The sequence below is a fragment of the Streptomyces sp. NPDC090798 genome, from assembly GCF_044768965.1.
In the GTDB taxonomy this organism is placed as follows: domain Bacteria; phylum Actinomycetota; class Actinomycetes; order Streptomycetales; family Streptomycetaceae; genus Streptomyces.
In genome coordinates this window covers 22,167-43,856 of record NZ_JBIVXA010000012.1, presented here as the reverse complement: position 1 = coordinate 43,856, position 21,690 = coordinate 22,167, and the positions used below count along the sequence as shown (strand labels likewise).

Annotated in this window: 22 protein-coding genes and 3 pseudogenes; 9 read left to right on the top strand and 16 right to left on the bottom strand. The window is 68.7% G+C overall.

What is annotated here, in order from left to right:
- The first annotated feature begins 586 nt into the window (after positions 1–586).
- The 4 genes and pseudogenes from ACIQTP_RS25670 to ACIQTP_RS25655 all read left to right on the top strand — a co-directional run bounded on the left by ACIQTP_RS25670 (position 587) and on the right by ACIQTP_RS25655 (position 3,916).
- Positions 587–1,348, top strand: coding sequence for a response regulator transcription factor (locus ACIQTP_RS25670; RefSeq protein ID WP_403403547.1), 762 nt, complete (start codon positions 587–589; stop codon positions 1,346–1,348).
- A complete protein-coding gene (locus tag ACIQTP_RS25665) occupies positions 1,345–2,844 on the top strand; it encodes a sensor histidine kinase (RefSeq protein ID WP_403403544.1) in 1,500 nt (499 codons plus the stop codon). Before ACIQTP_RS25670 ends, ACIQTP_RS25665 begins: the two co-directional genes overlap by 4 nt.
- A gap of 131 nt (positions 2,845–2,975) precedes the next feature.
- Positions 2,976–3,578 (top strand): annotated as a pseudogene (locus ACIQTP_RS25660) (transposase); the annotation flags it as partial.
- Between the two features lie 53 nt (positions 3,579–3,631).
- Positions 3,632–3,916 carry a hypothetical protein gene (locus ACIQTP_RS25655; protein WP_403403542.1) on the top strand — a complete coding sequence of 95 codons (285 nt, stop codon included), beginning with the start codon at positions 3,632–3,634 and terminating at the stop codon, positions 3,914–3,916.
- A 20-nt stretch (positions 3,917–3,936) separates the two neighbouring features.
- On the opposite strand, the gene ACIQTP_RS25650 is transcribed toward ACIQTP_RS25655, so the two are convergent.
- Complete coding sequence (locus tag ACIQTP_RS25650; protein ID WP_403403539.1) at positions 3,937–4,512, bottom strand: Chromate resistance protein ChrB; 576 nt, start codon at positions 4,510–4,512, stop codon at positions 3,937–3,939.
- Positions 4,513–4,686: 174 nt separating this feature from the next.
- Between ACIQTP_RS25650 and ACIQTP_RS25645 the strand changes: the two genes are divergently transcribed.
- A complete protein-coding gene (locus ACIQTP_RS25645) occupies positions 4,687–5,901 on the top strand; it encodes an MFS transporter (RefSeq protein WP_403403536.1) in 1,215 nt (404 codons plus the stop codon).
- Between the two features lie 156 nt (positions 5,902–6,057).
- Positions 6,058–8,700, top strand: coding sequence for a glycosyl hydrolase (locus ACIQTP_RS25640; protein WP_403403534.1), 2,643 nt, complete (start codon positions 6,058–6,060; stop codon positions 8,698–8,700).
- Positions 8,701–8,751: 51 nt separating this feature from the next.
- On the opposite strand, the gene ACIQTP_RS25635 is transcribed toward ACIQTP_RS25640, so the two are convergent.
- The 11 genes from ACIQTP_RS25635 to ACIQTP_RS25585 all read right to left on the bottom strand — a co-directional run bounded on the left by ACIQTP_RS25635 (position 8,752) and on the right by ACIQTP_RS25585 (position 16,640).
- Positions 8,752–9,024 carry an acetyl-CoA synthetase gene (locus ACIQTP_RS25635; RefSeq protein WP_403403532.1) on the bottom strand — a complete coding sequence of 91 codons (273 nt, stop codon included), beginning with the start codon at positions 9,022–9,024 and terminating at the stop codon, positions 8,752–8,754.
- A 22-nt stretch (positions 9,025–9,046) separates the two neighbouring features.
- Complete coding sequence (locus ACIQTP_RS25630) at positions 9,047–9,310, bottom strand: hypothetical protein (RefSeq protein ID WP_403403529.1); 264 nt, start codon at positions 9,308–9,310, stop codon at positions 9,047–9,049.
- Positions 9,311–9,469: 159 nt separating this feature from the next.
- Positions 9,470–9,733, bottom strand: coding sequence for a hypothetical protein (locus tag ACIQTP_RS25625; protein ID WP_403403528.1), 264 nt, complete (start codon positions 9,731–9,733; stop codon positions 9,470–9,472).
- A gap of 48 nt (positions 9,734–9,781) precedes the next feature.
- The gene (locus ACIQTP_RS25620; RefSeq protein ID WP_403403525.1) at positions 9,782–9,910 is read right to left on the bottom strand and encodes a hypothetical protein; all 129 of its coding nucleotides are present in this window, start codon (positions 9,908–9,910) and stop codon (positions 9,782–9,784) included.
- A 44-nt stretch (positions 9,911–9,954) separates the two neighbouring features.
- Positions 9,955–11,160, bottom strand: coding sequence for an alpha/beta hydrolase family protein (locus tag ACIQTP_RS25615; protein ID WP_403403523.1), 1,206 nt, complete (start codon positions 11,158–11,160; stop codon positions 9,955–9,957).
- 89 nt (positions 11,161–11,249) lie between these two features.
- Complete coding sequence (locus tag ACIQTP_RS25610) at positions 11,250–11,588, bottom strand: winged helix-turn-helix domain-containing protein (RefSeq protein ID WP_403403520.1); 339 nt, start codon at positions 11,586–11,588, stop codon at positions 11,250–11,252.
- On the bottom strand, positions 11,585–12,268 hold the full coding sequence (locus ACIQTP_RS25605) for a hypothetical protein (protein WP_403403517.1): 684 nt from the start codon (positions 12,266–12,268) through the stop codon (positions 11,585–11,587). Before ACIQTP_RS25605 ends, ACIQTP_RS25610 begins: the two co-directional genes overlap by 4 nt.
- A 380-nt stretch (positions 12,269–12,648) precedes the next feature.
- Positions 12,649–13,008 carry a hypothetical protein gene (locus tag ACIQTP_RS25600; RefSeq protein ID WP_403404126.1) on the bottom strand — a complete coding sequence of 120 codons (360 nt, stop codon included), beginning with the start codon at positions 13,006–13,008 and terminating at the stop codon, positions 12,649–12,651.
- Positions 13,009–13,133: 125 nt separating this feature from the next.
- Entirely contained in the window at positions 13,134–13,553 is a 420-nt protein-coding gene (locus tag ACIQTP_RS25595; RefSeq protein WP_403403514.1) for a hypothetical protein, read from the bottom strand.
- Positions 13,492–15,399 (bottom strand): hypothetical protein, encoded by a 1,908-nt coding sequence (locus ACIQTP_RS25590; RefSeq protein WP_403403511.1) that lies wholly within the window; start codon positions 15,397–15,399, stop codon positions 13,492–13,494. The genes ACIQTP_RS25595 and ACIQTP_RS25590 overlap by 62 nt, the downstream gene beginning before the upstream one ends.
- A 284-nt stretch (positions 15,400–15,683) precedes the next feature.
- Positions 15,684–16,640, bottom strand: coding sequence for an expansin EXLX1 family cellulose-binding protein (locus tag ACIQTP_RS25585; RefSeq protein WP_403403509.1), 957 nt, complete (start codon positions 16,638–16,640; stop codon positions 15,684–15,686).
- A gap of 155 nt (positions 16,641–16,795) precedes the next feature.
- Here ACIQTP_RS25585 and ACIQTP_RS25580 point away from each other — a divergent pair, with 155 nt between their 5' ends.
- Entirely contained in the window at positions 16,796–17,308 is a 513-nt protein-coding gene (locus ACIQTP_RS25580; protein WP_403403506.1) for a GNAT family N-acetyltransferase, read from the top strand.
- A gap of 79 nt (positions 17,309–17,387) precedes the next feature.
- Positions 17,388–18,033 (top strand): annotated as a pseudogene (locus tag ACIQTP_RS25575) (transposase family protein); the annotation flags it as partial.
- 2 nt (positions 18,034–18,035) lie between these two features.
- On the opposite strand, the pseudogene ACIQTP_RS25570 reads toward ACIQTP_RS25575, so the two are convergent.
- Both ACIQTP_RS25570 and ACIQTP_RS25565 read right to left on the bottom strand, forming a co-directional pair.
- A pseudogene (locus tag ACIQTP_RS25570) lies at positions 18,036–18,212 on the bottom strand (IS1182 family transposase); the annotation flags it as partial.
- Positions 18,213–18,497: 285 nt separating this feature from the next.
- The gene (locus tag ACIQTP_RS25565; RefSeq protein WP_403403503.1) at positions 18,498–19,208 is read right to left on the bottom strand and encodes an SDR family oxidoreductase; all 711 of its coding nucleotides are present in this window, start codon (positions 19,206–19,208) and stop codon (positions 18,498–18,500) included.
- A 117-nt stretch (positions 19,209–19,325) separates the two neighbouring features.
- Between ACIQTP_RS25565 and ACIQTP_RS25560 the strand changes: the two genes are divergently transcribed.
- On the top strand, positions 19,326–19,694 hold the full coding sequence (locus tag ACIQTP_RS25560) for a MerR family transcriptional regulator (RefSeq protein ID WP_099946741.1): 369 nt from the start codon (positions 19,326–19,328) through the stop codon (positions 19,692–19,694).
- 70 nt (positions 19,695–19,764) lie between these two features.
- On the opposite strand, the gene ACIQTP_RS25555 is transcribed toward ACIQTP_RS25560, so the two are convergent.
- Complete coding sequence (locus ACIQTP_RS25555; protein WP_403403500.1) at positions 19,765–20,607, bottom strand: IS5 family transposase; 843 nt, start codon at positions 20,605–20,607, stop codon at positions 19,765–19,767.
- 115 nt (positions 20,608–20,722) lie between these two features.
- Positions 20,723–21,676 (bottom strand): DUF5996 family protein, encoded by a 954-nt coding sequence (locus ACIQTP_RS25550; RefSeq protein ID WP_403403497.1) that lies wholly within the window; start codon positions 21,674–21,676, stop codon positions 20,723–20,725.
- Positions 21,677–21,690: the final 14 nt, after the last annotated feature.

Sequence of the window (21,690 nt, the reverse complement as noted above, 5' to 3'; positions counted from 1 at the left end):
AGGAATGCCGGACTAACGGATGTGTCGGGGATTCTCCTAGGCATGGCGCATTCCCGGGTGTCGTGAGGAATTTCCTTCGCGCGGCACACCTGTAGCTCAGGCCGCACATCGGACACTACGGGACGGCGTGTAAAGGGATTTCCAGCGCAAATACAGGGGGTAGCGCAGAGGAGATGAGACGTCGAGGCCATTGCCCGGTCGCGGCCACCCCTCGGTCAACACACTCCCGCCTGCAGAAACCTCAAATCCCATGGAGCGGGTGGACCTGTCCCGAGGCAGCCCTGCGCGCCCCTCGGTCAAGGCGTACTAATCCAACAGCATTAAGCCTGCCGCCCCAGGATCCGCATACGATCCAGCACACCCGACATCCTATTTCTTAACCATTTCCTCACCAGGCGCTGGCAACGCCCTGGATGTCCCCGCACATCCTGGGCCTACGGCTGCGCCAACCGGCTGATTTCACGTTGCGCGTTGACGGCTCTCGCCCGCGTCAACATCACACCACGAGACTGAAAAGGATCACTGATTCGGAGGAAGGCTCCGGCCAGAGCCGCACGATTCGTCTGCCGCTTGCGAGCCTGACAGCATGCATGTCTTGCTGATCGAGGACGACGACCGGGTGGCCGAACCGTTGATGGAAGGTCTGCACCGCTTCGGGTTCACCGTGGAACACGCGCGGACCGGTGCCGGGGGCCTGTCCGCCCCGGAGCCGGGGATGGTGTTGCTGGACCTGGGACTGCCCGACATGGACGGCATCGACGTCTGCCGGGCACTGCGCGCCCGTTCCTCGGTCCCCATCATCATGATCACCGCCCGGGACGCGGAGGTCGACCGGGTGCTCGGCCTGGAACTGGGCGCGGACGACTACCTGTCCAAGCCGTTCGGGGTCCGGGAACTGGTGGCACGGATCCGCGCCGTCACCCGTCGAACCCAGGCCGCGTCCCTCGACGCGGACGGTGCGGCGTCGGAAGCCTCCGGCATCCGGGACCGGATCGGTACATCCGGCGCCCAGCGGATCGGCCCCCTGACAGTCGACCGCCGCACCCGTCAGGTCCATCTGCACCAATCACCGGTTGCCCTGGCCCCCAAGGAGTTCGATCTGCTCGTCTGCCTTGCCGAGGATCCCGGAGCCGTCTACTCCCGCCAGCAGATCCTCGACACGGCCTGGGAACCGAACTACTTCGGCCCCACCAAGACCCTGGACGTCCACATTGCCGCCCTGCGCCGCAAACTTGGCGACCCCTCCTGGATCGAGAACATCCGCGGCATCGGATTCCGCCTGGTATCGCCCGCAAACCCCATTGCTGCCTCCCCCCTGCCGCCCCGGACCCGCGGAGGCGTCCGATGACCCGCCGGATCCTGCTCAGCCACCTCAGCCTCATGCTGCTCGTCCTGCTCGCCCTCGAAGTGCCGTTCGGCTTCATCTACGCCCGCAGCGAGCTGACCCGCTTTTCCAACACCGCGGAACTGGGTGCGGTGACCCTTGCCGTGGTGTGTGAGGACAAACTCGAGCACGGACGGGCATCGGACCTGCCCGAGATTGCCCGCAACTACGCTCAGCGCACCGGTAGCAGCGTGGTCGTCACCGACCACAACGGCACGGTCCTCACCGACACCGACACCGACACTGTCGGCCGGAACATCTCCTCCGAGCCGGACATCGCCACCGCACTGCACAACCGAACCGCCACCGGAACCCGCGACGACCCGGTCTCGGACAGCGACATCCTGTTCGCCACCGTGCCCGGCACCTCTGACAACACTGTTTCCTGCGTCGTGCGGACGCTCTCCTCCCTTGCCCCACTCACCCAGAAGGTGCACGCCACCTGGGTGGCACTCGCCGTCACCGGCCTGGGCGTACTGGCCGCGGTCGCCCTGATCGGCTTCGTGCTCGCCCGCTCCATCACCCGCCCCCTCCGAGCCCTGGAACGCGCCACCGCCCAACTCGCCGACGGCCGCCTCACCAACCCTCCCGCCACCGATCGCGGGCCGCCGGAACTACGCCGACTGGCTGCCTCCTTCACCCGCACAGCAACCCGGCTCCAGCACCTGCTCCACTCCCAGCGGGCCTTCGCCTCCGAAGCGTCGCACCAGCTGAAGACCCCGCTGACCGCACTGCGCCTGCGCCTGGAGAACTTCGAACCCCACCTCACTCCCTGCGCACAGCACAGCCTCAACGAAGCGATCGGCGAAGTAGGGCGGCTCAGCCGCATGGTCCAAGGACTCCTCGCCCTCGCCCGGCTGGAGAACTCGGCGATCACACCGGAAGTCATCGACCTCGACACCGTTGTTGCCGACCGCGCGGCCATCTGGACGGCGTTCGCCGGCGAGCAGCGCGTCGACATCACCGTGGCCGGAACAAAGGCCGGCCAAGTGTGGGCGGTCCCGGGCGCACTCGAACAGATCATCGACAACCTGCTCTCCAACGCCCTGCGTGCGTCCCCTCCCGGCACCACCATCACCCTGGCGACCGCCATCCCACCGGCCGACAACGGCCGTACGCCGCCCATGGCCGAGCTGCACGTGACAGACGAGGGCCCCGGCATGACTGAAACCGACCGGCAACGCGCCTTCGACCGGTTCTGGCGTGCCGCTGACGCCCACCACGACGGCACCGGCCTAGGACTGTCCATGGTCCAACGGCTCACCCGCGCCAGTGGCGGTGAAGTCACCCTGAACGCCGCACCCCACGGCGGCCTCGACGCAGTCGTCCAGCTCCGCCCCGCGCAGGCCGCACGCGTCCGCAGCAACGCAGCCGCCCTTCAAAAAATCGCTCCGCTGCGCAGCCCCAACACAGCCAGCAACCGACCAAGGGCCGAAAGAATCTCAGGAAGACCGCGATGACATTCCAGCAGCGCGCTGCGGCCGGCCAGGAGTTCACCGCCAGCCGCCTACCGAGCGGCGGCGCCGCTCGCCAGGCATAGACCATCCCTGCTGCGAGTCAGGGTCCTGGCGAACTACTGCCACATGCGGGAAGGCAAAGAACGCCGGACGGGTTCGGGTTCGGCATCCTTCTCTGCGCGCAGGGTGACGCCTACGTGCACGGCGTATCCACCCGCGCCGGCGACGACCTGGTCAAGGCCCTCGGCGCGGACACCGGGATCTCCGAGAGCGAGGTCTCCCGGATCTGCGGCGAACTCGACGAGCCCCTGTGCGCCTTCCGGACCCGGCCGCTGGACCATGTCCGCTTCCCCTACGTCTACCTGGACGCGACCTACTGCAAGGCGCGGGTGAACCACCAGATCGTCTCCCAGGCCGTGGTCATCGCCACCGGCATCACCGAGGACGGCGGCCGCGAGGTCCTGGGGCTCATGGGCGACAGCGAGACCGAGGCGTTCTGGTCCGAGTTCCTGCGCTCCCTGCGTGAGCGCGGCCTGTCCGGGGTCCGCCTGGTCATCGCCGACCACCACAGCGGCCTGGTCAAGGCGATCCGCAAGGTCATGCTCGGCGCTGCCTACCAACGCTGTCGTGTCCATTTCCTGCGGAACGTCTTCGCGGTGATCCCCAAGGACGCGGCCGAAATGGTCGCGGCGACCATTCGCACGATCTTCGCCCAGCCCGCCCAGGCGGCGGTCCGCCGCGGTCGGAGCTGCCTCCGGCCTGGGCTCCGCCTTGCTGTTCGGCCGGCCCGATGACGGCACCGTTCTTCCTCGCCAAGGGGCTGACCCACGGCGCCTACATCGGCACCGAGGCCGCCAGTGCCCTGACCCTGCACCTGACCAAGACCACCGCCTACGGCGTCGGCGACCCGCTCTCCCGCCGGGTCCTGCTCCTCGGCGTGGCCCGAACGCCCGCCACCCTGGTCGGTGCCTGGGCCGGCAGGCGCATCGTGAGACGGATCAGCGACCAGGTATTCGTCCGACTGATCGAGGCCGGACTGGTCGTCTCCGGCCTGCTGTTCCTGGCCGGGCTTTGAACGGCGCTTTCGATACGGCTTTACGAGGACGCCCTCGTGCCGTGGGTATCTTCACCGGCCAGGGCCGCGGCCTCGAACGCGGCCAGCGCCTCACCGGCCCGCGCCAGCTCGGCGCGCACCCGCTCACCCTGCGGGGCGCCGAAGTAGTCCCGTGCCTCGATCTTCGCCACCCACGACCGGAACCGTTCCAGGTCCGTCTCCGACTCCTCCACCTCCGCGAAGATCGCCCGCCCGCTCGACGTCTCCATCTCCAGCTCTGCGAAGAACGACGGCAGTCGCTCCAGCACCTCCGCGTACTCCGCGTCGATCTCGGTGCTCATCTCGTCGGCGAACGCGGTCCGCTCGGCCTCGTCGGTGAGCTCCGCATGCACGACGCGCATGCGTCCGCCGTCGGCGTGCACCCGCTCGCTCACTTCGGCCAGGACCCGCGCCACCTCGGACCGGTCGGGCAGTAGGCTCGCCGACTGCTGCAGATACAGCGCGCCCAGCCCCTTCAGCTTGCGCCACACCTGCATCCGCAACGACGGCGCCGCCCCTGCCGTCGAGACCGACACCAGCAGCCACCGCACCTCCACATCACTGACCGCGGACCGCACCGTAACCCGCCTGTGGCTGGCCGGGGAGCGGGCGGTTGCATGGGCGCTCAGTTCGTGGCGATCACGATGCACCTTGTGGCGCAGGTAGGCCAAGGTGACCCTGGTCGCAGTGACGACCCTCGCCCTGGCCGATGCCACCTCGGCAATCGGCCGTTTTCTGGAGATCCTGCACCCATGACCGAACCCGCCCCCGCCTCACCGCCACCGGCAGCACGGCGCCCCGCGTGGCTCACCCGCAACGTCAAGGTGCTGTGCGGGGTGTCCTTCCTCCAGGACGCGGCCAGTGAACTGCTCTACCCGATCCTGCCGATCTTCCTGACCGTGGTGCTCGGCGCCCCGCCCGCCGCTGTCGGCGCGATCGAGGGACTGGCCGAGGGCGCCGCGTCGATCACCAAGGTGGCTTCTGGACGCCTGGCCGACCGGTTCGCCCGTCGTCCGCTGATCGGTGCCGGATACGGCCTGGCCGCGGTCGGCAAGCTGCTCATCGCGCTCGCGACCGCTTGGCCGCTGGTCCTCATCGCCCGGGTCACCGACCGGCTCGGCAAGGGTCTGCGCGGCGCACCCCGCGACGCCCTGCTTGTCGAGGGCGTCCCGAACGGGCAGCGCGGCAGGGTGTTCGGGCTGCACCGGGCCGCCGACACTGCCGGCGCGGTCGTCGGCCCGCTCGTGGGGCTGATCCTTTACGAGGCGCTCGACCACCGGCTGCGCCCACTTTTCTGGATCGCCGTGATCCCCGCCGTCGCGTCGGTCGCCCTGGTCGCCGCCGTCCGCGACCCTCGCCCCCGCAGGACGGCCGACGGCACACCGACGAAGGCCGTCCGGACACCGTGGCGGTCCCTGCCCCGCCCGTACTGGCGCGTCCTAGGGGTGCTGCTCGCCTTCAACCTGGTCAACTTCCCTGACGCGCTGCTGCTGTTGCACGCTCACGACCTGGGCCTGTCCACGGCTGGGGTGGTGGGCGCGTACGCGGTCTACAACCTCGCCTACGCCGCCCTCTCCTACCCCGCCGGGGCGCTGTCCGACCGGTTGCCCCGCCCGCTGGTCTTCGCCGCCGGACTGGTCTTCTTCGCGATCGGCTACCTCGGCCTCGGCCTCATCCACGCTCCATGGGCGGTGTTCGTGGTGCTGCCGCTCTACGGCGGTTTCGCCGCCTGCACCGACGGTGTGGGCAAGGCATGGATCTCCACGCTCGTCCCCGACCACCAGCAGGGCACCGCGCAGGGCCTCTACCAGGGCGCCACCGGCGCCGCCGTCCTCGTCGCGGGCCTGTGGGCCGGACTCGCCTGGGGCGCCGACGGCCAGCTCCCACTGCTGCTCTCCGGCAGCATCGCGCTCGCCCTCGCCGGCGCATTGCCGGCCGTCACCCGGTCGCAGACCGAGGCCCTCTGACCCCGGAATCCCTGACGAACTCCTCGTCGGCGACCTCACACCGCCCGACAGTGACAGGTTCTGGTCAAAGACTTGTCCAAGTGCCGGACGGCTCCTGCCGCCGGTGGTCGGGTTCTCTGCGACGGCTGTATGATCACCCGTTCTTCGGAGGACACGGTGTCAGCATCAACCCGTAAGAGACGATGGCTCACAATCTGGGCCATCACCGCATCCGCCGCGCTCGTCGCGATACCCGCAGGCGCCGCGTCCGGCGGGGCCGGCAGCCCCTTCGGGGCCCGTACGCTCGCCCAACTCGCCGCCGAACGCGAGCAGTCAGTGGGCGCCATCACCCCCAAGGTGAAGGCAGACGACGGCGGCGGCAACGAGGCGGACGAGATCGCCGAGGGCGCGGACCAGTACGCCGAGGCCCGCACCTCACCGGGCGTCGTCGCGCCGGGCGCGTACGGCGCCGCCTGGAGTAGCCTGACCAACCTGCCCAGCAGCGGCGGAAGTTGGCGGAACGTCACCGACCTGCCCTACAACTCCGACGATGCGCGCTACCGCGACTACGACTCCAACTCCAGCGGCGGCTCGGGCAACGTCACCGGCCGTATGGCGGCGATGGCCGCCGGTGACGACGGGTACGTGTACGCGGGCAGTGCCGGCGGCGGGGTGTGGCGCTCGCGCACCGGCGGGGGCCACTGGCAGCCCATCAGCGACCGGCTGTCCTCGCAGTCCACCGGTGCGCTCGCGCTGGACGGGGCCGGGCGGCTGTGGCTGGGCACAGGCGAGGCGAACACCAACGCCGACGCCTACCTCGGCAGCGGCGTCTACGTCCTGTCCGACCCGCACCACGGCACGTTCTCCGCGCGCAGCCGGGTCGGCGGCGACGAACTGGAGAGCACCACCATCCACCAGCTGCGCTTCGGCGGCGGCAAGGTGTGGGCGGCGACGAGCGAGGGCGTGTGGAGCCACTCCACCAAGACACTCGGCGGCGCCTGGAAGCTGGAGTTCGCGCCCAACCCCGACTACCTGCCCGGCGGTTCCAAGGCGACCGACGACAGCGCCGCGTACAAGAACATCACCAACGACATCGCCATTGACCCCAAGGACCCGTCCAAGGTGGTCCTGGCGGTCGGCTGGCGCAGCGGTGACGACTACAACGGCTTCTACACCAAGGTGAACGGCACCTGGACGCGGATCACCAGCGGCTTCGGCGCCCTGCCGACCGACGCGGCCAACGTCGGCACGGTCACCTTCGCCCGCTCGGCCGACGGCTCGCGCTACTACGCCATCGACGAGTCGCCCGCGCAGATGGCCGCCAACCCCGACAGCGGCCTGGAGGGCATCTACAGTGCCGGTTCGCCGTTTGGGCCCTGGACGAAGGTCGCCGACTACAAGCAGTTGGCCGCCGACGGATCGGCGCTGACCTCCAGTGGTTACATGCCGGGCGTCCAGTCCTGGTACAACCAGTTCCTGACCGTCGACCCAGCCGACCCGCAGCATGTGTACGCGGGCCTTGAGGAGGTCTACGAGTCCAAGGACGGCGGCAGCACCTGGTCGACCGTCGGTCCGTACTGGAACTTCGGCTTCTCCTGCTGGAGCATCGACCCGACCAAGCAGACGGGCGACTGCAACCAGACCACCCACTCCGACCAGCACGGCGTCGCGATCGGCAGCTACCACGGCAAGAGCTTCGTGTACGTCGGCAACGACGGCGGCGCCTACAAGCGTCCGGTGGGCGGCTCCCAGGACGCCTCCGGCCACGCCACCGACTGGACCTCGCTCAACGACGGCACCATCGACACCCTTCAGTACTACTCGGTGGGCGTCGGCAAGGACCTGACCTACGGCGGGGTCTCCGTCACCGGCGGTCTCCAGGACAACGGCCAGTCCGTCCTGCGCAGCAATGACACGGTTATGGGCTCCAACTTCGGCGGCGACGGCGGCGACACGCTCACCGACCCGGCCAACGGCTGCAACATCGCCGAGGAGTACGTCTACCTAGCCATCCAGGTGACCCAGAACTGCGCCGTAAACGACGGTAGTTGGGTCACCGACTCCAGCAAGGTCACGTCGTATAACGTCGCCCCGGCCGACAACGCAACCAGTGAGGCCCGCTTCATCGCCCCGATCACGGCCGACGCGAAGGACAGCTCGACCTGGATCGCGGGTGGCCGCCATATCTGGGTGCAGACCCACGGCTACGCCATCCGCAGTGGTTCGGAGTGGACCAGCGTGTACGACCTCGGCGCCGGCCGCACCGCGACCGCCGTGGCGGCCTCGGGCGGCAAGGTGTATGCGGCCTGGTGCGGCCCCTGCAACAACCAGGGCTTCGCCCGTGGCATCTCCGTCGGCAACGCGAACGGCACCGGCTGGCACGACATCACTCTCCCGGCCACCGGCGCGGACGGCATCGTGCCCAACCGCTACCTCAGCGGCTTCGCCATCGACCCCAAGAACGCCGACCACGTCTACCTCGCGGTGAACGGCTTCTCCCGGCACTGGACCGAAGGCCCCGGGGCCGGCGTCGGCCACGTCTTCGAGTCCACCGACGGCGGCACCACCTGGAAGGACATTTCGAAGAACCTCCCCGACGTGCCGACCAACTCAGCGATCGTCACGGCGAACGGCGGCCTCGCCGTCGGCACCGACCTCGGCGTCGTCTACCGCGCGCCGGGCCGTACGACGTGGCAGCGCGTCGGCAAGCTCCCGGCTGTCGCCGTGCTCCAGCTGAAGCTGAGCCCCGACGGCAAGACGCTGTACGCGGCCACCCATGGCCGCGGCATCTACAGCATCAAGGTGCGCGACTGCGGCTGACGCGTATGCGTGGCCGACAGTGATGTGGAGGGGTGATCCCGGCTTTCGGGGTCACCCCTGCGTCGTGTACGGCACCACAGTCACGTGGAGCGTGAAGGCGACGCGTGGCGCGCCCGCCACGTCCGGTGCCTTCGCCAGCGCGGTGACGTCGGACGTACCGCCCCGGGTGCCTGCGCACCGCAACGAGGCGTGGGCGGTGCCGCCCGTGTCCAGCTGCCATCCGGATGCGAGGACGAAGACGGGCGCGGAACTCTGTACGGCCGTCCACCGCTTGTCGTCGGTGCGAGGCGGCAGGACGAGGGACACCACCGTCCCGGGCCGCACGCACAACCGCCGTGTGACCGCGTCACCGGGGCTGACGGTGACCGACGTGCGCCCGGCGGCACAGCCGGCCGCCGAAGGGGAGGGCGTGGTGGCCGACGCTGACGGGCTCGGTCCGCCCGGGCTGGCGGGTCTGATCGAGGAGGGCACCGTGGAAGCGGGCGCCGAGGGGGGCGTCGGCGTACTGGCCGACGGCCCCGCCGGACGGCTCCCGGACGGCGCTCCCGCAGATCGGCCGGCCGCCGAAGAGCTGCAGGCCGCCAGGACGAACACCCCGGCGACCATCCACGCTGTGGCCCACCATCGCATGCCAGAACCTCCCGGCCCTCTCGTACTGATACCAGCATGCCCCGTCGGCGCCGATCGGATCGCCCGCAGGGCTTCGTGGACGAACCGGTGCGCCCCGGCGTATGCCGAGGCGCACCTTAGGGGGCTGCGTCCGCCGAGGTCAGCGGCGGGTCGGCAGCGGCCCGGACCGTACCGACCCGCGAGGTGCGGACACGGTGGCGGCGCCGTGGGTGGTGGCGGCGAGGCTGCCACCGGTGACGGTGAGGGGGCCCGCCGTGTAGAGGACTTCGTCGAAGGCTTGGCCGTTGGTGGGGGCCTTGCCGACGGCGAAGACGGAGACGGCCTTACCGGCGATGACGGACGTGGAGAGGTAGTCGCCGACCATACTGCCCTGGGTGGGGTCGGCGATCTGGGACAGGGACATCGGACCGGCGACGGTGGCGTCGAGTGTGGTGGTGCGGTTCGCGGCCGATCAGTTGGGCATCGACTTGGCCGAGTGGTCCGGGTACGAGATGCGAAAGCAGAACCCGAGCACGCCTGGAAGGTCCGAGACTCCTTCGGATGCCGCGAGTTCGGCGAGGCTGAGCAGGGATGTGCGCATTCCTGGCGGTCCTGGTCGGAGCGCGCAGCGCCCGGTTCGACGCTTCACGGCACGAACTTCACCTCTGGGAAGGCCATGCTCGGGCCGTCGAGCTCATGCGTCCGGCGGTGCCGCAGGTGCAGATCGAAGAACGCGAGCGGGTATGCCTGTTGGATCCGTACCGCCTGGGCCGGGTCGAGAGTGCCGATCATGTCCTGGATCTGCTGCGTGGTCATACCGAGGATCTTGCCCGCTTGCGGGATCAGTGTCGCGTCGTCGCCGTACGTCTTGTGGATGGCCCCGTCGGCCTGGATGTTCAGCCGCCAACCGCGAAGGTGTGTCCAGAACTCGGCGACGTCCGGCATGGCGGCCCGGGTAAACGAAGCGGTCATCATCATGAACGGCCGGTCCAGGTCGGTGGTGATGGTCGGCTGCATCGGACCGTCGACGCTGAGCCCAGCGCCAACGCGCTGGTCGGCGAGCATGGTGAGTGCGGTGGCGGTGCCACCCTTCGACCAGCCGAACGCGCCGATGCACCTCGGGTCGAGGGCGCCGAGCAGTCCCTGGGGCAGTGGCCTGTCGTCGACGTCGGGGTTGTGCCCTTCGGCAAGGCCCTCGACGACGTCGAGCACGAACCGGATGTCCGTGGCGAAGTCCCGGGGCCCCAGGAACGGCGGAACCTCTGCCGGAACGGTGAGTCGGCCGTCGGGGAACTCGCTGTACGCGTCGTACGTGTGGTCGACGGTGACCACGGCGTAGCCGTGGCTGGCGAGTTCCTGGACCATGATGGTGTGGTCGCCGCGATGGCTGCCCGAGCCATGTGAGTACACGAGGACGGGCAGACGGTGGCCCGCTTGGTGCACGGGTGCGCCCACGTGTGCGGCGGTGAGTGGGCCGAGGGCGGGATCGAGGGGGAAGCCGACGTCCGCCAGAAACGCCCGCAGCGCACCCTGGGTCATCCAGGGAGCACGCGGCAGGTCCTTCGTCTTGCAAGCGGGGTACCAGACGCTGGCCATCAACTCGCGGTGATGCCCGGGGCCTGTCACAGGATCCGGACGTGAGGTGTCGACGAGGTGGAGCGTCACCGTGCCCACCGGGTGCGGCCCGGTGGGCCTGGGCAGCGTGAGTTGCACTGGAGCGGGGGCGGTGGGAGCCGCCCACGCCTGGCGCGCTGTGCTGATCGGCACGGCGGCCCCGACCCCCGCGGCCAGTGCGGTTGCGAGCATGCGGCGGCGCGTCAGGTCCGTCTTGATGACCGGTGTGTTGGTCACGTGTCCTCCCCAGGTTTGTTGGATGGTGTTCGGTTCGCTGGACGTCGGCGGGAGTCGCTCACGGCTCCCATGGTTTACAGGAGTCCAGGTCAGGACTCCTGGGCTGAGCTGCCTTGCTCGATCTGGTGGATGAGTCGCTTGAGCTGGGTGACCTCGTCCTGCAGGGCGCGGTCGCCGGCCGGAGTGAGGGACAGCCAGGTACGGGCGCGTTTGCCTTCATAGCCCTTTTCGATGTCGACCAGTCCGGCCTTCTCCAGGACGGCCAGGTGCTGGCTGAGATTTCCGGCGGTCAGGCCGAGGGCTGTGCGCAGGAAGCCGAACTCGACTCGGCGCGCTTGGTGGGCCACGGTGAGGATGCCGAGGCGGACGCGCTGGTGGACGATGTCGTCCAGGCCGGTGACGGGGTGTTGCTCGGGCTGATCGGTCATGAGGCGTCGCGCTGACGGGACAGCTCGGCCAGAGCGAAACCGAGCGCGCCGAGTAGGAGCAGCACGCCGGGTACGCCGTAGCGGGGCACGGCGGACCAGGGCGAGGTGAAAGGGATACCCGCCCAGCCGGGGGTGAGCGGCACCAGCTCGATTGCCAGATACACCGCGGTGAGCAGCAGCAGGATGCGGCTGCGTTCCACCCAGGACAGCACCATCAGCGGCAGCCCGACGGCTGTGGCGTTCCCGGTGAGTCGCTCTAGGAACCTCGTCACCCCGGAGGTGGGGTCGAGGTGCAGTCCCCAGAAGTCGAGCTGTTCGCCGGGCTGTGGCATCACGTGGCGGACGCTCCAGAGCTCGGTGGCGGTCACCAGAGCGACCAGCGCGATCCCGGTGAGGATGTACGGCCGGACCGGGGTGCCGACTCCGCGGTTGTGGGAGCGGCGAATGTAGAAGAACGCCGTCGCGGCGTAGGCGAGGGCGAGTCCGATGGGCCAGTAGACCGGCGAGCCCTGCGTGACCAGGGTGCAGCCGCTGCCTGCCGCAGGGTCGGTCGCCGGGCAGGGCACGGTCTCAACTCTGAAGGTGAAGCGGCCGACCGGGATCCCGCCCAGCGTGAGCACACCCAGCAGCAGAAGAGGAAACCACGCGCCACGCTGCGCGGAGCGAACCCGACGGGTCAAGTCATCAAGGCCAGCGAGGACTTCGCGGGGAGTGCCCGGCGAGGGCACTGATGCGTCTGTCATGCCATCAGCTTTGCATTACAAACTAGTTCTGGCAAGAAACCCGCGTGCACTCCAAGGTCAGGTCCTGAGAAACCGGCGGGCCGAAGTCGACATCCGCGTCCCTGACCTGTAGGAACTGCGCGCCTCCGGCCGCGTTCCGAAGCAGCTCACCACCGACTGACCGGAACGGCAGGTCAGTGCTGCCAGGCATGTGAGTCACGTTCGGGACGCTTCCCCTTTGCTCTGGTTTTTGATCATTCGGCGGAGGCTGGTCCGTGCCGCGCCGAGCTCGTCCTCCAGATCGGTGATGTGGCTCTCGAGGCGGGACTTCGCGACAGTCACTTCGTGCAGGTTCGCTTCGAGGCGAGTGTTGGCCTCGGTGAGCTCCTGGACGCGGGTAGCAAGGTCCCGGGCGCGAGTTGGTCGAGTTGATGGCCTAGGTGGCGGCGGACGGTTCGCTGCAGCTGGTCGCGGTCGGCGCGGAGCCGGCGGATCTCCTCGCGAGCGAGTGCAAGGTCGGTGCGAAGGCCCGCGGGGCTGGTCTGAGCCGTCGTGGCCGACTGCGGTCGCCTGGACTGCTGCTGTTGGATGGCGGACTCGATGTGTTCGCGCACTCCGTCGGCGTAGGTGAGCCACGTTGAGACGTTGGCGGCGCGAGCGACGCCGGCGAAGGTAATGCGGTCGCCGTTGCGCGCCATCTCTTGGACAGCATCCAGGACGCGAGCGCGCTTCGTGCGGCTGTCGCGACGGCGGGCCTCGCGCAGGACCTGGGCCGGTGTTCGGCTGGCCGAACCGCCGGCGGACGAAGCCGCGGGGTGAGGGTTCACGACGGCCTCCAGTTGACGACGGTCAGCGGCAACGTCGTGCGGCCGTGGGTTGCACGGGCTTTCCGCAGGACCGCGCTGGCTTCCTCGATCTCGGACCGTTCGTCGTCGGGCAGGCTGGCCAGCTCGTTCTGCATGGTGGCGATGACCTGCTGGAACGCGGCGATCTGCTCGGTGAGGTTGCGGATGACGAAGCCGTCGACATCCATCGCCTGGGCGGTCTCACGGTCGGCGCGAAGGGAGTTGATGTGTTCCTCGATCGTGGGGAGGTAGGACGGGTCCGGGCCATAGAAGCCGCAGCCGGAACACTGGAAGCGGATCGGGCAGGCGGTTCCCCCGGCCTTGACGTTCGACGGCTCAATGGAGTTGCCGAACGGGACCGCGACGGAGCGGGCCTCGTATCCGGTGTTGGAGTTCATCGGGGCGGGGTTGCCTGCGCGGTCGATGACGTGCAGGCGCATCGTGGAGACTGCGGCGCGTTTCCGCTTCAGCGAGACCTTGTAGTAGCCCATGGTCGTGCTGATTTGCCGGTGGTCCATAAGCTCTCTGAGCACGTCGATCGGGACGCCGGCGTCGGCGTGACGTTGGGCGTAGGAGTGCCGGAACGCGTAGGGGTAGATGAGCGTCCGGTCGAAGGGCAGCGGACTGCCACCCGGGCCGGTGGTGTTGGAGTCGAGCTTCGGGATGGCGCCCACCCAGCGCCGCAGATACCGCGAGGTAACTGGGGTTGAGGTAGGGATCGATGTGATCCCCGGTGATCGTCGGGAAGAGATAGCCCTCGCTGACCGACGGCGTTCGCAGCCGGCTGCGAACCGGCAGCCACTCATGCACTGCTTGGGCAGTCTCCCTGGTGATCGGCAGGCGGCGCCTGTGACGCTTGCTCTTGTAGTTGTCCCAGATCAGCTCGTAGTCATCACTGGAGTGCTCCAGGCATTTGGAACGCAGGCTGCAAATCTCGCGCGGGCGCCGACCAGTGTCGCGAAGCAGCACATAGGCGGTGCGGAGCATGTGCCGGACTTCATCCTCGGTGAGGTGCCCGTAGGGGATGCCTGCGCCGAGCGTCTCCAGGTGGGCGTCGAGCTGGGCGATGACCGGCTCCGGGATGGCCTTGCCGTTCTCGTCCTCGTCGTCGTGTCCAATGCTGTGCCGCCGGTGGTGGCGGGGGAAGGCGGTGGGAACATCGGCCATCAGGCCCGTCCGGCGGCCCAAGTCGAGCAGGGCGAACAACTTGTGCGCCATGCTGCGGGCACTGTTGCGCGTGAAGAGTTCGCCGTCCTTGCGCCGGGCACTGCGGATGGCGTCCACCGCGGCATCCATGTCGGCGGCTGTGAGCCGGGCCGGGTCCATGGAGCCGCCAGGCCGCTGGTTCAAGGCGCCGGAGACGAGCACGGCGACCCTGAAGGTGTCGCGCAGGACCTCCAGCGAGGGGTCGATGTTGCGGGCCCATTCCAGCGTCAGACCCCGAAGCCATGGTTGGGTGATGGCGGTGAAGTCCAGCTCGCCGTGCGTGGACCGGGCCCGTCCGGTCTTGGACTTCCGGGACGGTGCCTTGATGGAGGGCAGGTGCCAGACGAGCTTGTCGGTGGGCTTGATGCCGCACATCTCTTCGTGGCCGACGTGCACCGCGCGGTAGATCTCGTTGATGTGTGCCGACGCGCCGGTGCAGGTCTTCGTGTGCGCGAGTGCCATAAGCTCGCTGCGATCAGCGTCCAGCAGATGCGGCCGGTTGCCCAGCAGGCCGGCGAGCATCCGGACCAAAGTCGGGTCGATCTTTCCGCCGCGTGCATCGCGCTGCTGGAGGGCGTAGAGCATCTCCCAGCGCATCACCGGCTGGAACGGGATCAGCGAGAACTGGTGAGCGCGCAGGAATGGTGTCTGCCGCGGAGCCCACTCCTCGACGGGCTCGTTCGGTGCGTCCCGCCGGTGCTTGGCGACGTGGTACGAACAAAGCGTCTTCAGTCCCGACCGCTCTTGCTCGCATCGGGCGATCGCACACGCCGGCAGGGTGTCGGTGAGCGGCACTGGCCCGGTGCGGGCCCAGACCTCGACCTCCGGGCTACCGCTGGTGCGCCAGGCACGGTAGTGGGTGAGGCAAAGCCCCCGGCAGTACTTGCCGTGTGTGCAGCGTCGGCCGTCGCGCTCGACCATGCAGCGCGCCTGATGGCGCCCGGGTGCATACTTCCGCTCCTCGGGGACGTGGGTGTCCAGGAACGTCAGGCCGACGCAGTGCACGCCGTAGTCGCGGAGCGTCGCGGCCCGGGCCACCGGACTCCTTCTCCGGCTGACGCCGCGTACAAGCTGGTCGCGGCACCGGGACGCTCCGGGGACCCTGTGGCCCAGCGCCAAGCACAGCGGGCCTGGCTGCGCATCGACGACGACCAGCACCAGTGGGGTTGGATCGGTGAGGCCATCACCGGGGACCCCGGGCCTCGGCCACGTGTGCCTGGCCACCAACGGTCGCGGTATCCAGTTCGGGCAACCGGCCTGACACACCGACACCGGGTCCCTCCGAGCGTTGCGTTCGGAGAGGCCCGGTGTCGGCGGCGGAGTCAGTGCCGGGCGAACTGGACTCCCGTCGACTGCACGACGTCCGGCCGCAAGGCGATGCCGTTGATGGTGAGTTGTTCTCCGTAGATGTCGGTGAGCCTGATCGCCTTGCCGCATCCGCTGCCGTCGGGAGAGAGGAAGTAGTTGTAGTCGGTGCGGGTCAGTTGGCGCCAGCCGCCGCCGGTGCTGACCTCCAGCCGGGCGAGCGGGTTGCGGTGCCCGATGGCCTGGACGCCGCACCAGTAGGGGCTGGATCCGTTCTTGTAGCGGATAGAGATCGTGCCCGACGAGCTGGGGCTCACCAGGCTCCAGGTGATGGCGATCCGGCCGGTCGAGACAGGGGCCAGTTTGGCGAAGGCCTGTTCGCTGAGGTCGAGTTGGCCCGGCGCACAGGGCAGAGGGCATTCGTTGGTGATCCGGACGGTGACGGAGGCACCGTCCGCCGCGCGAACGAGTATGTACGCCCCGCAGGCCTTGGACGTCTCGTAGTCGGTGGTGTTCATCGCCGCGATCATCATGTCGCCGCTCGGGCCATACGAGCAGGCGCCGTCCCCGACCCCGGCCTTGTAGACGGTGGCGACTCCCGGGTAGGTGACTTTGCCTCGGATCCGTCCGGCCAAGGAGGACGTGGTGAACGTCTTCCCCGGTGACGTCGATGACGGCGTCCCCGACGGGGACGCGGAGGCCTTCGGTTTCTTGGCCCCGGCCGACGGGGACGCGGAGACTTTGGACGGGGAAGGTGTGGGGGACTTCTTCTTCTCGGGCAATGCCGGTGGGTCAGTCTCCTGGAGGTTGGCGACGGTCGTGGCTGGAGCCCGCCCGGCATCTTCCTTGCGGTCCGGCTGCATCGCCATGGCCAGGCAGACGAGGAGACCTGTGACGACCAGCCCCGTGGCAGTTCCCACCATCAGCCGGCGTCTGCGCCTGCGGTGCCGCGCGGCCTGGCGTGTTTCTTGCATGTCCATCCGTTCGAAGAGCGAGTCGCTTGCACTGCTCAGTGGCCACAGATGGCGAAAAGGTTGCCGCCGATTTTTCGGTCGGGCCAGGTCCCGGGTCGACGCCGCATGGACTTCGGCCTAGACGAGTGGATCCGAAGTCGGGGATGATCAGTGGTATGCGGACGGTCCTGCGCGGAGTCCTGGTGACGCTTCGGCCGTCGACGGTGGGCGATATCCCGGCTCTGGCCGCGATCCGGACCACGCCTGAGGTGTACACGCGCTGGCGGGGCGGCGACGACCTGACGGCCGCCGTGACCGAGGACCTCGAAGATCCCGGGGCCCGGACCTTCGCGGTCGAGCACGGCGGCAGGGTGGTCGGCGCTATCCAGTGGGGAGCCGAGGACGAGCCGGACTACCGGCATGCCAACATCGACATCTATCTCGACCCGGCGGTGCACGGGCGCGGCCTTGGCACTGACGCCGTCCGCGCCCTGGCACGCCATCTGATCGATGATCACGGATACCGCCGACTGGTGATCGACCCGGCCGCAGACAATGCCGCTGCCATCCGGTGCTACCGCAAGGTCGGCTTCCGCCCGGTGGGCATCATGCGGCAGTACGAGCGCGGCCCGGACGGCAGCTGGCACGACGGGCTGCTGATGGACCTGTTGGCGGAGGAACTGGAGTAAGACTCACGTTCGACTCCACCAAGGCGGCCACTCGTCTAAAGCATGTTGCAGAAGGCCGTGATCAGGACATTTCCCTTTCATGCGTGGGGTGTTGACGGCTGATCCGTTGTGGGTGGAGACGTTCACGGGGCTGCCGATGAAGCAGTTCGAGCGGTTGTTGAAGGTGGTGCGGGAGAGGGGTGGCGGCGGGCCGCGTATCGGGAGGCCGTGGTGTCTGCCGCTTGCCGACCGGGTGCTGCTGGTGGCTGTCCACTACCGCACGAACCTCACCATGCGGCAGCTCGCGCCGCTCTTCGGGGTCTCGCCTGCCACGGTGTGCAGGGTCATCCAGCGGCTGCGGCCCCTCCTGGCACTCGAGCCCGCCGCACGGCCCGTCGATGCCGCGGACCGACGTGCGGATCGTGGACGGCACGCTGGTCCCAGTCCGCGACCGCAAGGTCAGCGCCGCGAGCCGCAACTACCGGTTCCCCGCGAACGTGCAGGTCATCATCGACGCCGACACCCGCCTGGTCGTAGCCACCGCTCGCCCGGCCCCGGGCAACAGGGCCGACGCCCACGTATGGCGCGACTCCGGCCTGCCGCAGCAGTGCCAGGGCGTCACCGTGCTCGGCGACGGCGCCTACATCAACACCGGCCTCGTCGTCCCGCACCGCAAACGACCCGGCCGGGCCCTCCTGGCCGGCCAGGAAGCCGACAACGCGGAGCATCGCCGGGTCCGTACGCGGAGGAGAACCTCGTCGACCAGGTCCGTGACGAACCGGGCGAGGTGGTCCTCGGGCAGCCAGTCGTCCAGCGATGGTGGCAGCAGCAGTACCTGATGCGGGTCGAACGCCCGGAAGGTCTTGTCCACCGCCGCCGGACGGTCCTGCCGCCGTTTCGCCTCGACCGGCTCGACCACGAACAGCCCATCCTCACCACACATACCGAGATCATCCCGTACGAAAGATCACGAGACGCGGGCGGGTTGCCCGTTGCTGAAACAGGCTCCCAGTCTTCCGAGTCAGGAATCTTGACCTGCGAGAGCCCGGCGGTAGGCGTCACTAGAGTCTTCTGGTGGTGGGTAGGTGTCCCAGCGGTAGCGCGGCGGACGCGCGTGCGAAGCGTGACGAGTACGCATGGCCGCGCCCGGCTGATCCCTAGATCCTCGAACGTCGGCTGAAGCCTGGCCGGGCGGGCGGCTGCCGAAGGGTTAGGCGGCGGGAACCGTCTGCGGATAGAGCACGCTCGGGTCGGCGGACAGGGCAGCCTTGAGCTGGACGCAGTTGTTGTCGGCGAGGATCTCCATCTTCCCGGCCTCGATACCGTCGAGGGCGGCGCGCACGACATCGGCGGGGTCGTTCTTCTCCACGTCCCACCCGGCCATCATGTCGGTGTCGGTGCTGGCCAGGTGCAGGCCCGTCACCGCGGTTCCCTGGCCCGCGAGTTCGAGGCGTATGCCGTTGGTGAGGCTCCACGCCGCCGCCTTCGACGCGCTGTACGCGTTGGCCCCGTCGTAGGCGAGCCAGGACATCGCCGACAGGACGTTGACGATGGCCCCACCGCCGTTGGCGGCCAGGACGGGAGTGAACGCCCGGACCACGTTGAGGGTGCCGAAATAGTTGGTGTCCATCTCCAGCCGGATCTTCTCGGGGTCCCCGGTGACGAGGTTCTGCTGGGTGAAGACGCCGGCATTGTTGATCAAGAGGGTGACGTCCGAGGCCGCGCCCGCCGCGGCGGCGACCGAAGCCGGATCGGTGATGTCGAGCCGCAGTACCTCCACACCGGGGAGGTCGACGAGGTGGGGGGTGCGCGCGGTCGCGTAGACCTTGGTGGCGCCCCGGTGCAGGAGCTGTTGGGCGAAGTGCCTGCCGATGCCGCGGTTGGCGCCGGTGACGAGGGCGACGGAACCGGTGATCTTCATGGGGAGTCTCCTGGCAGTGGTGAGGTGATTCCTGTCCGGGCTGTTCACGGGCTACGCTAGAACCTGACGTTGACGTCAGAGGCAAGGAATATGATCCAGGTCACAAAGGGGGCGTTGATGCGCATCGGTGAGCTGGCCTCAAGGGTGGGCGTGAGCGTGCGGGCACTGCGCTACTACGAAGAGCAGGACTTGCTGGCCTCGGCGCGCAGCCCCAGCGGCCAGCGGCAGTACCCGGACAGCGCGGTCGACCGCGTCCAGCTGATTCAGCAGCTGTACTCCGCAGGGCTGCCGAGCAGGGCGATCCTGGAACTGCTGCCGTGCGTCGAGACCGGTGACGTGACCCCCGCGCTGCTCGACCGGCTGTCGGCCGAGCGGGACCGCATCGATACGCAGGTCAGCACCCTGGTGAAAACCCGGGACCGGCTCGACGCCATCATCACCACAGCCTCCACAGCCAGGAGCGCGGGCCGGCCCTGCCCTCGTTGAGCAGCGCGCCTTCCCCAGGCGTGCGGCAGTGCTTGTCCGCCCGACGCAGACGGACGCCCGTCAGCAGGCGTCACTTGAGCCTCTTGGTGGTGGGCCGTCCGTCCCAGCGGTAGAGCGGGGTCGCGCGGCGGATGAGCATGCGGAGCGTGACGATTGCGGCGGACAGGTAGAGGTAGAAGTCCACAGCGCACTGGCGCTTCTCGGTGCAGCGGCGGAGCTTGCCGAAGCCGTTCATCCATGCGTGGCTCCGCTCCACGACCCACCTCTTGCCGGCCTGGATCGGTGCGGGCACGCCCTTGCGGGCGATCTCGCCGGTGAAGCCCAGTTCCTCGAGCGCGGCTCGGGTCTTGTCACTGTCATAGCCCCGGTCCAAGTTGACGTTGACCTGCTCGGGAAACACACCGATCTGCTTCTTCGCGGCCTCCAGGGTCGGCACGAGCAGCGGGGAGTCATGACGGTTGGCCCCGGCCGAGACGAGACCGATCGGGACGCCGCGGGCTTCGGTAGCCACTGAGCGCTTCAGGCCCTGCTTGCCCCGGTCGACCGGGGAGCGTCCGGCTCTCTCGCCGCCGCAGGGAGCCTTGGTGATGCACCCGTCGACGGACAGCTCACGGAGTTGGTGGCCGATCATGCGGTCGTACGCCTGCACGGCCAGCCCGTGGACCTGCTCGGCCATGCCCAGCTGTGACCAGTACTTGACGGGGCGTCGGATGGTGCGGTCGGAGCACTGGCGGTTGGCGATCCGCTCGTATCCGGAGCCGTGCACCAGGGCGGCGATGACGCGCTCGAAGACAATCCGGTCCGGGATGCGCGGGTTGTGGCAGCCGAGCGGATGGGTATCGACATGCTCGGGCAGCAGCGCTGCGAACTGGTCCCACAGGGGTTCGAGCAGGCATGATGGCAGGACAGGCACGAGCCCTCCGGTGATCACTGAGCGTCAAGAACTCCATGATCACCCAGGCTCGTGCCTGTCTTGCCTCCGGGTCGTCACACGGCCATTCGCCACACCTACCGCCGGGCTCTCTGAGTCAGCCGTGCTGGTGCTGGACGAGCGCGGGCGGTGTCCTGCTCATGTACCAACCCTCGACGCGGGGTCCGACGAGGTTGGACGGCCAGCCGGCCGTCTCAACGGCGGCATCGTAGACGGCGTCACCGAACGCCACAATGGCCTGGTGCGGGTCCGCTGTCTCCCTGAGCTTGGCCCACGGCAGACGAACCAGACCGGCATCGGGATGCCAGGCGGCGCCCTCAACACCCCAGGACCGGCCCCCGAGACCGTCCGGCTGGGGCCAGATGTACGCGTACATGCCGGCGTTCGGCGCCTTGGCATCCCCGAAGGAGAATCCCACCGACACGTACGCGTCGAGCTGGGCGTTCTGCATGAACGGCGGCTGGTGGGGCGTCGGCACGGTGGGCTGCGCCCGGTAACGCGTGGCGGACAGGTCGAAGCCGCCCCACATCACACCGACCCGGGGACGGTGTCCCAGGAAGGGGGCCTGCCACGCCTCGAGCCCGTCAGCGGCGAGGTTCAACGCTGTCCAGATCAGCCGGGCCGCGCGGCCATCCCAGGTGCGTTCGACGTGATCGTCCTCGAAGCGCGGCGGGGCATCCGGAATCTCGCAGATCAACGAGCTGCGCGGTCGGTGTATGCCGAGCTCGTCTGCCGCATCGCAGAAGGACGCATAGAACATGGCGACTGATCCCTTGGACAACGGCACCGTCCGCGAGCCGTTGTCGGCCTCGATGACCACACCACCGTCGAGCAAGCTGTAGTGCACTGTGAAGGTCACGCCTCGCTGCCGAAGGGTTGGCGTTCTGAGCCCCCGGGGGGTGACATCGAGGACGGTGTTTCCCCAGCCGACTTCGAAGGGCTCGTCGAGGGTGTACTTGCCTGCGACCTGTACCACCCGGTTCACGTAGTCCACCATGGGCGCCAGGTCCTCATAGACCAGCGTCGGCCACGCATTGAGACGTTCGCTCACAGAGAGCCTCCCAG

Bases quoted from the DNA above. Each gene is read 5' to 3' on its own strand.
- ACIQTP_RS25670 (WP_403403547.1), top strand. From the start codon at position 587: ATGCATGTCTTGCTGATCGAGGACGACGACCGGGTGGCCGAACCGTTG.
- ACIQTP_RS25665 (WP_403403544.1), top strand. From the start codon at position 1,345: ATGACCCGCCGGATCCTGCTCAGCCACCTCAGCCTCATGCTGCTCGTC.
- ACIQTP_RS25655 (WP_403403542.1), top strand. From the start codon at position 3,632: ATGACGGCACCGTTCTTCCTCGCCAAGGGGCTGACCCACGGCGCCTAC.
- ACIQTP_RS25645 (WP_403403536.1), top strand. From the start codon at position 4,687: ATGACCGAACCCGCCCCCGCCTCACCGCCACCGGCAGCACGGCGCCCC.
- ACIQTP_RS25625 (WP_403403528.1), bottom strand. From the start codon at position 9,733: ATGTCCCTGTCCCAGATCGCCGACCCCACCCAGGGCAGTATGGTCGGC.
- ACIQTP_RS25620 (WP_403403525.1), bottom strand. From the start codon at position 9,910: ATGCGCACATCCCTGCTCAGCCTCGCCGAACTCGCGGCATCCGAAGGA.
- ACIQTP_RS25610 (WP_403403520.1), bottom strand. From the start codon at position 11,588: ATGACCGATCAGCCCGAGCAACACCCCGTCACCGGCCTGGACGACATC.
- ACIQTP_RS25600 (WP_403404126.1), bottom strand. From the start codon at position 13,008: ATGGCGCGCAACGGCGACCGCATTACCTTCGCCGGCGTCGCTCGCGCC.
- ACIQTP_RS25595 (WP_403403514.1), bottom strand. From the start codon at position 13,553: ATGAACTCCAACACCGGATACGAGGCCCGCTCCGTCGCGGTCCCGTTC.
- ACIQTP_RS25585 (WP_403403509.1), bottom strand. From the start codon at position 16,640: ATGCAAGAAACACGCCAGGCCGCGCGGCACCGCAGGCGCAGACGCCGG.
- ACIQTP_RS25580 (WP_403403506.1), top strand. From the start codon at position 16,796: ATGCGGACGGTCCTGCGCGGAGTCCTGGTGACGCTTCGGCCGTCGACG.
- ACIQTP_RS25565 (WP_403403503.1), bottom strand. From the start codon at position 19,208: ATGAAGATCACCGGTTCCGTCGCCCTCGTCACCGGCGCCAACCGCGGC.
- ACIQTP_RS25560 (WP_099946741.1), top strand. From the start codon at position 19,326: ATGCGCATCGGTGAGCTGGCCTCAAGGGTGGGCGTGAGCGTGCGGGCA.